The organism is Lysobacter zhanggongensis (assembly GCF_046638635.1).
Taxonomy (GTDB): Bacteria; Pseudomonadota; Gammaproteobacteria; order Xanthomonadales; family Xanthomonadaceae; genus Novilysobacter; species Novilysobacter luteus.
Genome location: NZ_JBJXHK010000107.1, coordinates 1 through 6,010 on the forward strand (window position 1 = coordinate 1; position 6,010 = coordinate 6,010).

Annotated in this window: 6 protein-coding genes and 1 pseudogene; 6 read left to right on the top strand and 1 reads right to left on the bottom strand. The window is 71.3% G+C overall.

Annotation, left to right across the window (positions count from 1 at the left end):
• Nucleotides 1-223 precede the first annotated feature (223 nt).
• From ACKVMH_RS12275 to ACKVMH_RS12300, 6 genes and pseudogenes are all read left to right on the top strand, one after another.
• Nucleotides 224-853, top strand: a complete 630-nt coding sequence (locus tag ACKVMH_RS12275) for a nucleotide-binding protein (RefSeq protein ID WP_412700513.1) — start codon at nucleotides 224-226, stop codon at nucleotides 851-853.
• Between the two features lie 34 nt (nucleotides 854-887).
• Entirely contained in the window at nucleotides 888-1,364 is a 477-nt protein-coding gene (locus ACKVMH_RS12280) for a SixA phosphatase family protein (RefSeq protein WP_412700514.1), read from the top strand.
• Nucleotides 1,361-2,020 (top strand): YceI family protein, encoded by a 660-nt coding sequence (locus tag ACKVMH_RS12285; RefSeq protein WP_412700515.1) that lies wholly within the window; start codon nucleotides 1,361-1,363, stop codon nucleotides 2,018-2,020. Before ACKVMH_RS12280 ends, ACKVMH_RS12285 begins: the two co-directional genes overlap by 4 nt.
• Nucleotides 2,017-4,090 (top strand): annotated as a pseudogene (locus ACKVMH_RS12290) (phospholipase D family protein). The gene ACKVMH_RS12285 and the pseudogene ACKVMH_RS12290 overlap by 4 nt, the downstream one beginning before the upstream one ends.
• Before the next feature lie 130 nt (nucleotides 4,091-4,220).
• A complete protein-coding gene (locus ACKVMH_RS12295; RefSeq protein ID WP_412700516.1) occupies nucleotides 4,221-4,436 on the top strand; it encodes a hypothetical protein in 216 nt (71 codons plus the stop codon).
• 188 nt (nucleotides 4,437-4,624) lie between these two features.
• Nucleotides 4,625-5,086, top strand: a complete 462-nt coding sequence (locus tag ACKVMH_RS12300) for a hotdog fold thioesterase (RefSeq protein ID WP_412700517.1) — start codon at nucleotides 4,625-4,627, stop codon at nucleotides 5,084-5,086.
• On the opposite strand, the gene ACKVMH_RS12305 is transcribed toward ACKVMH_RS12300, so the two are convergent.
• Nucleotides 5,073-6,010, bottom strand: a 938-nt coding sequence (locus tag ACKVMH_RS12305) for a YheT family hydrolase (RefSeq protein WP_412700518.1), incomplete at its 5' end; no start/stop codon positions are given. The genes ACKVMH_RS12300 and ACKVMH_RS12305 overlap by 14 nt on opposite strands.

The window sequence follows — 6,010 nt, forward strand, 5'->3', positions numbered from 1 at the left end:
GCCGCCGCGGCGCTCGAGACCGCGGTGCGCAGCGACGATGGCGCCCCCGGCGGCCCCGTCGACGACGGCCGCAACGAAGCACTCGCGGCGCGGCTCCACGTCGCCGCCCGGCAACTCGAACGGCACGCTGCCTCCCTTCGCTGACCGCATCGACACCGCCTTGCCGGACGCGGTGTACGCTGCGGCTTCCACTGCTCTCTGCGCAGCCTCACAGGGGACCCGCATGAAGACCGTGCTCGTGGCCAGTTCGAAGGGTGGCGCCGGCAAGACCACCATCGCCACCCACCTCGCTGCCCACGCGGCCGTCGACGGACGCAATACCGTGCTGGTCGACGCCGACCCGCAGGGTTCCTCCACCCGCTGGGCCCGGCGGCGCGCCGAAATGGACAGCGCGGTGCTGCCGCTCGACGGCACCCGTGGCAAGGGGTGGCGGGCACAGCTGCCCGCTGGCACCGAGCAGGTAGTCATCGACGCGGCCGCCGGCGCGATGGCCGCCGACCTCGCTCCCTTCCTGGAGACCGCCGACGCGGTGGTCGTCCCGGTGCTGCCGTCGACCATCGACATCGAAGCCAGCGTCGACTTCCTCGACACGCTGGCGCGGCACCCGCGGGTGCGCCGCGGCGAGCTGCCGGTGGGGCTGGTTGCCAACCGCCTGCGCCCCTGGACGAATGCCTCGCAGGATGTGGTCGGGCTGCTGCGGCGCTGGCCTTACCCGCTGGTCGCGCAGCTGCGCGACAGCCAGGCCTACGTGCTGCTGTGCGGGCTGGGCAAGAGCCTGTTCGACTACCATTCGGCGCAGATCCGGGAACACCAGGCCGACTGGCAACCGCTGCTCCGCTGGCTGAAGCGGTAACCCTTTCCTTCCCCGTCCCTGCGAGCCCGATGCCATGCGCGAACTGATCCTGCTGCGCCACGCCCACGCCGAACCGTCGCTGCCCGACCAGGCCGACATGGACCGGCCGCTGTCGGCCGAAGGGCTCGCCGAGGCGGAGGCGGCCGGCCGCTGGCTGGCTTCGCAGAAGCTGGTGCCCGACTGCGTGCTGTGCTCGCCGTCGCGGCGCACCCGCGAGACGCTGGAAGCCGTGCTCGGCGTGGTCGGGTACGTCGAGCAGCGGGTCGAGGACTCCATCTACGAGGCGAGCCCGGGTTCCCTGATCGCACTGGCCGATGGGCACGTCGAGGTCGAGCGGCTGATGCTGGTCGGCCACAACCCGGGCCTGGAGCAACTGGCCGCGCTGTTGCACAGCGGTCAGTCCGGCGACTACCGCGGGATGCCGCCGGCCGGCGTGGCGGTGCTGTCGCTGCCGGCCGGCGTCCCACTGGAGCCGGGCATCGCCCAGCTCAGCGCTTTCTGGTGGCCGTGAGGCGAACCCGCAGCTCGATCACCGGACTGATCGCACGGCTGACCGCAGGGGGGATGGTGGCCGCGGGCCTGGTGGCGGGCGCGGTCGGCGCCGCTGCGGCCGCAACGCCGGCGGTTACCCCCGCGACGCTGCTGTTGCAGCCTGCCGGCGCCGTCGCACCGGTCGGCTTCGACACGGTCCACACCCGGTTCGGCTTCGAGCTGCGCACGCGCTGGGGGCAACGTGTCCACGGCACCTTCCCGCGGCATGACGGCGCGCTGCACACCCTGCCCGACGGGCGCCTGCAGGTGCGCATCGTGCTCGCTACCGGCGCGGTCGAGGTCGAGGAATCCGAGCGCTACACCGCGCTGGCGCGCGGCGAGCGGTTCTTCGACGCCGGACACCACCCGTTCATCGAATTCGTCTCCGAACCGCACACGGCGGAACTGGCGCATGACGGCGGCCGCCTCCGGGGGCGGCTGACGATGCACGGCACCAGCCGGATGGAGGCGTTCACCGTGCTCCCGGCGACGTGCTCGCGGCCCGGGGTGGACTGCGACGTGGTCGTGCACGGCACGGTGTCGCGCGGCGACTACGGCCTGGATGGTTGGCGCGTCGCGCTGGCCGACACGGTGCGCTTCGACATGCGGGTCCGGTTGCAGGGCGACACGCCGTGACGGTCCACCAGCTCGTTTCCGCCGTGCTCGCACTGTCGTTGTCGGCGTGCGCCACGCTGAGCCCGCACGAGGCCGACCGCGCCGCCGCGATTGCCGCGAGCGCGCGCCCCACGACGCTCGACTGTGAGCGGATCGATGCCTGCGCACAGCCCTCGCCGCTACGCGAGCTGGCCAGCCGCGCCTTCAGCGAGTCGAGCCCCGGGCAACCGCGCCACTATGCCGTGATCCTGGACAGCGGCACCGACGCGATGCTTGCGCGGGTCAACCTGATCCGCAGCGCCACCACCGCGATCGACCTGCAGACCTACATCTTTGATGAGGACGACGCCGGCCGGCTGGTGCTCGACGAGTTGCTGGCTGCCGCGCGCCGAGGCGTGCGGGTGCGGCTGCTGATGGACCAGCTGTCGGCGTTGCAGAATGTCGAGACCTTGGCGGCGCTGGCCGGCGCCCACGTCAACTTCAGCGTGCGCCTGTACAACCCGGTGCTGCGCCGCGCCCGCATCAGCTACCCGCAGTACGTGCTGGCCGCAGCCTGCTGCTGGCGCCAGCTCAACCAGCGCATGCACACCAAGCTGTTGCTGGTGGACGGTGCGATCGGCATCACCGGCGGGCGCAACTACCAGGACAGCTATTACGACTGGGACGACGAGTACAACTTCCGTGACCGCGACCTGCTGGTGGCCGGCCCGGTCGCGCGCGACATGGCGGCCGACTTCGAGACGTTCTGGACCGACCCGCGCAGCGTGCCGCCCGCGCGGCTGGTCGACGTCGGCCATGCCCTGCTGGAGGACGGCGTGCCGGCGCTTGCGCCACATGGTTTCGACCACCCGGCGCGTGCCGAGGCGATGCGCGACGACGCCGCCGATCCGCAGCTCGTCCGCGAGCGGCTGGTCGAACCGGCGATCGCGGTCGGCGAGGTGCGCTACATCTCCGACACGCCGGAAAAGCACAACGGCGAAGACCCCGGGGAGCTGGCGGTGGCGTCGGATTCGCTGCGCGGGCTGATCGAGTCGGCGCACCGGCAGGTGCTGTTGCAGACGCCGTACCTGGTGCTGTCCAAGCCGGCGCAGGAAATGTTCCGGCAGTTGCACGACCGGCCGGGTGCGCCGCGCGTCATCGTCTCCACCAACAGCCTGGCGGCGACCGACGCGTTCATCGCCTACGCGCTGTCGTACAAGTACAAGCGCCGTTACCTGCGCGAGTTCGGCTTCGAGATCTACGAGTACAAGCCGTTCCCCGCGGACGCCCCGGTCGACCTGTCCGCCACCGGCGCGGTCGTGCCCGACTACGAACCGGTGCAGGAGCGGGCGCGCACGCGCCCGCCCGACCGCGACAGCGTGCTGCGCACCGCACGCTACCGGCAGCCGTTGCGCTCGGAGTACGGCGCGACCCGCTACCTGCGCCGGCAGGCCAACGAGCCGGTGCCGCTCAAGCGCGCTGGCGTGCGGGTGGGGATGCATGCCAAGTCGCTGGTGATCGACGACCGCGTCGGCGTCGTCGGCACGCACAACTTCGACCCGCGTGGCGACCACTACAACACCGAGAGTGCGGTGGTGATNCCGGCAGGCCAACGAGCCGGTGCCGCTCAAGCGCGCTGGCGTGCGGGTGGGGATGCATGCCAAGTCGCTGGTGATCGACGACCGCGTCGGCGTCGTCGGCACGCACAACTTCGACCCGCGTGGCGACCACTACAACACCGAGAGTGCGGTGGTGATCGAGGACACGGCGTTTGCGGCGGCGCTGGAGGCGAGCATCCGGCGCGATATCGCGCCGGGCAATTCGTGGGTGATCGCGCCACGCGACAAGGCACCGGTGCTGTGGGGACTGGAGTACTCATTGGCAAAGGCCTCCGAATACCTGCCGGTGTTCGACCTGTGGCCGGTGCGCTATGCGACCAGCTACGAGTACGTGCCGGGGCCGACATGCCCGGGGCCGCTGCCGCCGGACCACCCGCGGTTCCGCGAGTGCCACCAACCGGTCGGGGATTTCCCGGAGGTCAACCTGGCGCTGAAGGGCCTGCCAACGCGGCTGTTCACCGCGTTCGGGGCGGGGCTGGCGCCGATCCTGTAGGGCGGCGGGTTCTTTTCGAGGGGTGTCATCGGTGGGGTGACTTCCGGCCCATGGCGCTGGCGAATAGGTGTTGTACTTTACCAACACACCGATTCACCGACACGCTTCCCCCGACCCCAAGGACACCGCCATGAACGCTTTCTCCGCCGCCCGCCCGACCAGCCGCCACACCAACCGCGCCACCCCGAGCCCCGCCACCCGCCCGTACGCTCCCGCCGCCACCGCCTCGTTCGGCGCCCGCCGCGAACGCGATTTCGGCGTCGGCTACGGCTCCAGCAGCGGCTACGCAACCTCGCGCAGCTACACCACCGGCAACAACGGCCCGCGCCTGTTCCGTTGCGTCTGATCCGCCCGGTGGCCGCCGCACCCGCGCGCCGCGCTGCCACTGCCCCCTCGAACGCGCGGCTCGTCCCTCCTCCTGTTCCCCGGTGTCGTCCGGCTGATGCCTCCCCCATCAGCCGGGCGGTGCCGGGGTCTTCTTTTCCAGGCCACGGTCTGCAGGCCACGGCTGCGCGGGTCGGCTATCGTGGCGTGATGACGACGACTTCCACATCAACGCCCGCCCCTTCCCGCGAATCTCCGTTCCGCCGCCACGCCAGCGTCGAGCGCCTCAACGAGCTCTCGCGCGGCACCGCGATGGAGCCGCTCGGCATCGTGTTCACCGAAATCGGCGCCGACTACGTGCGCGGGACCATGCCGGTCGACGCGCGCACACGCCAGCCCTACGGCCTGCTGCATGGCGGTGCGTCGGTGCTGCTGGCCGAGACCCTCGGCAGCAGCGCCGGCAACCTGTGCGTGCCCGAAGGCAAGGTCTGCGTGGGCCTTGAGATCAACGCCAATCACGTGCGCGCCGTCCGTGGCGGCACGGTCACCGGCACTGCGCGGCCGGTCCATGTCGGCGGCCGCACCCAGGTCTGGGAAATCCGGATCGAGGACGAGGCGGGCCAGCTGGCCTGCATCTCGCGCCTGACACTGGCCGTGGTCAGCGCCGGCTGAGCGACACCGCGTCGGCCAGCCGCTGGGCGATCCAGCGCTCGGCAAAGCCATCCAGCCGGGCATTCTCGATGAAGCCGCAATGCCCGCCGCGCGGCGACACCTCCAGCGTCGCCGATGCCGGCAACTTCAATCCGTGGAAATCATCGACCGGAATCACCGGGTCGTCGGCCGCGGTGAGGATGCTGGTCGTGGGCTGCAGGGCGGCCAGCCGGTCGCCGGCGATCGCGTAGCCGTCGAAGTACCGCTCCAGCGTGCCGAAGTCGGTCTGCCGCTCGACCAGCCAGCGGGTCAGCGCGCGCATGCGCTGGCCCAGCACGCGGTCGTCGAAATCATGCAGCTGCGGGAACAGCGCCCGCTTGCGCTGCAGCGAGCGCCGCCACTTCTGCTCGAAGTGCCAGGCATATACCGGCAGGCCGCGTTCCATCGCATCCATCGTCCGTGCCGGGTCCAACACCGGGCAGACCGCGGCCACGTGCGCCAGCGACAGGCCGGCCGCCGGCGCGCGCAAGGCCAGCCGCAATGCGAAGTTGCCGCCCAGCGAATAGCCCGCGACGACCACCGGCAACCCCGACCCGCGCGGGACGAAGCGCGCGGCGACGTCGCATGCCGCATGCACCACCTCGTCGATCCGGCACGAGTGGAAGATCTCCTCGTTGAGGTGGTGCGTGCCGCCGTGGTCGCGGAAGTTGAGCCGGAACACCTCGAACCCCCGCGACAGCAGTTGCGCGGCGGTCAGGCGCATGTAGCTCGAGTCGACGCTGCCTTCCCAGCCGTGCAGCAGTAGCGCCAGCCCACGCGGCCCGCTGGCGGGCGCCAGCGCCGGTGCGACGCTGTGCAGGCCAAGCAGGCGGATACCGTCGCCGCCGTCGACCAGGTGTTCGGTGGTGGTTGCGCCGGTCGCCAGCAGGTCGCGCTCGCCACGGC

Coding starts and splice junctions, on each gene's coding strand:
- ACKVMH_RS12275 (WP_412700513.1), top strand. CDS start 224: ATGAAGACCGTGCTCGTGGCCAGTTCGAAGGGTGGCGCCGGCAAGACC.
- ACKVMH_RS12280 (WP_412700514.1), top strand. CDS start 888: ATGCGCGAACTGATCCTGCTGCGCCACGCCCACGCCGAACCGTCGCTG.
- ACKVMH_RS12295 (WP_412700516.1), top strand. CDS start 4,221: ATGAACGCTTTCTCCGCCGCCCGCCCGACCAGCCGCCACACCAACCGC.
- ACKVMH_RS12300 (WP_412700517.1), top strand. CDS start 4,625: ATGACGACGACTTCCACATCAACGCCCGCCCCTTCCCGCGAATCTCCG.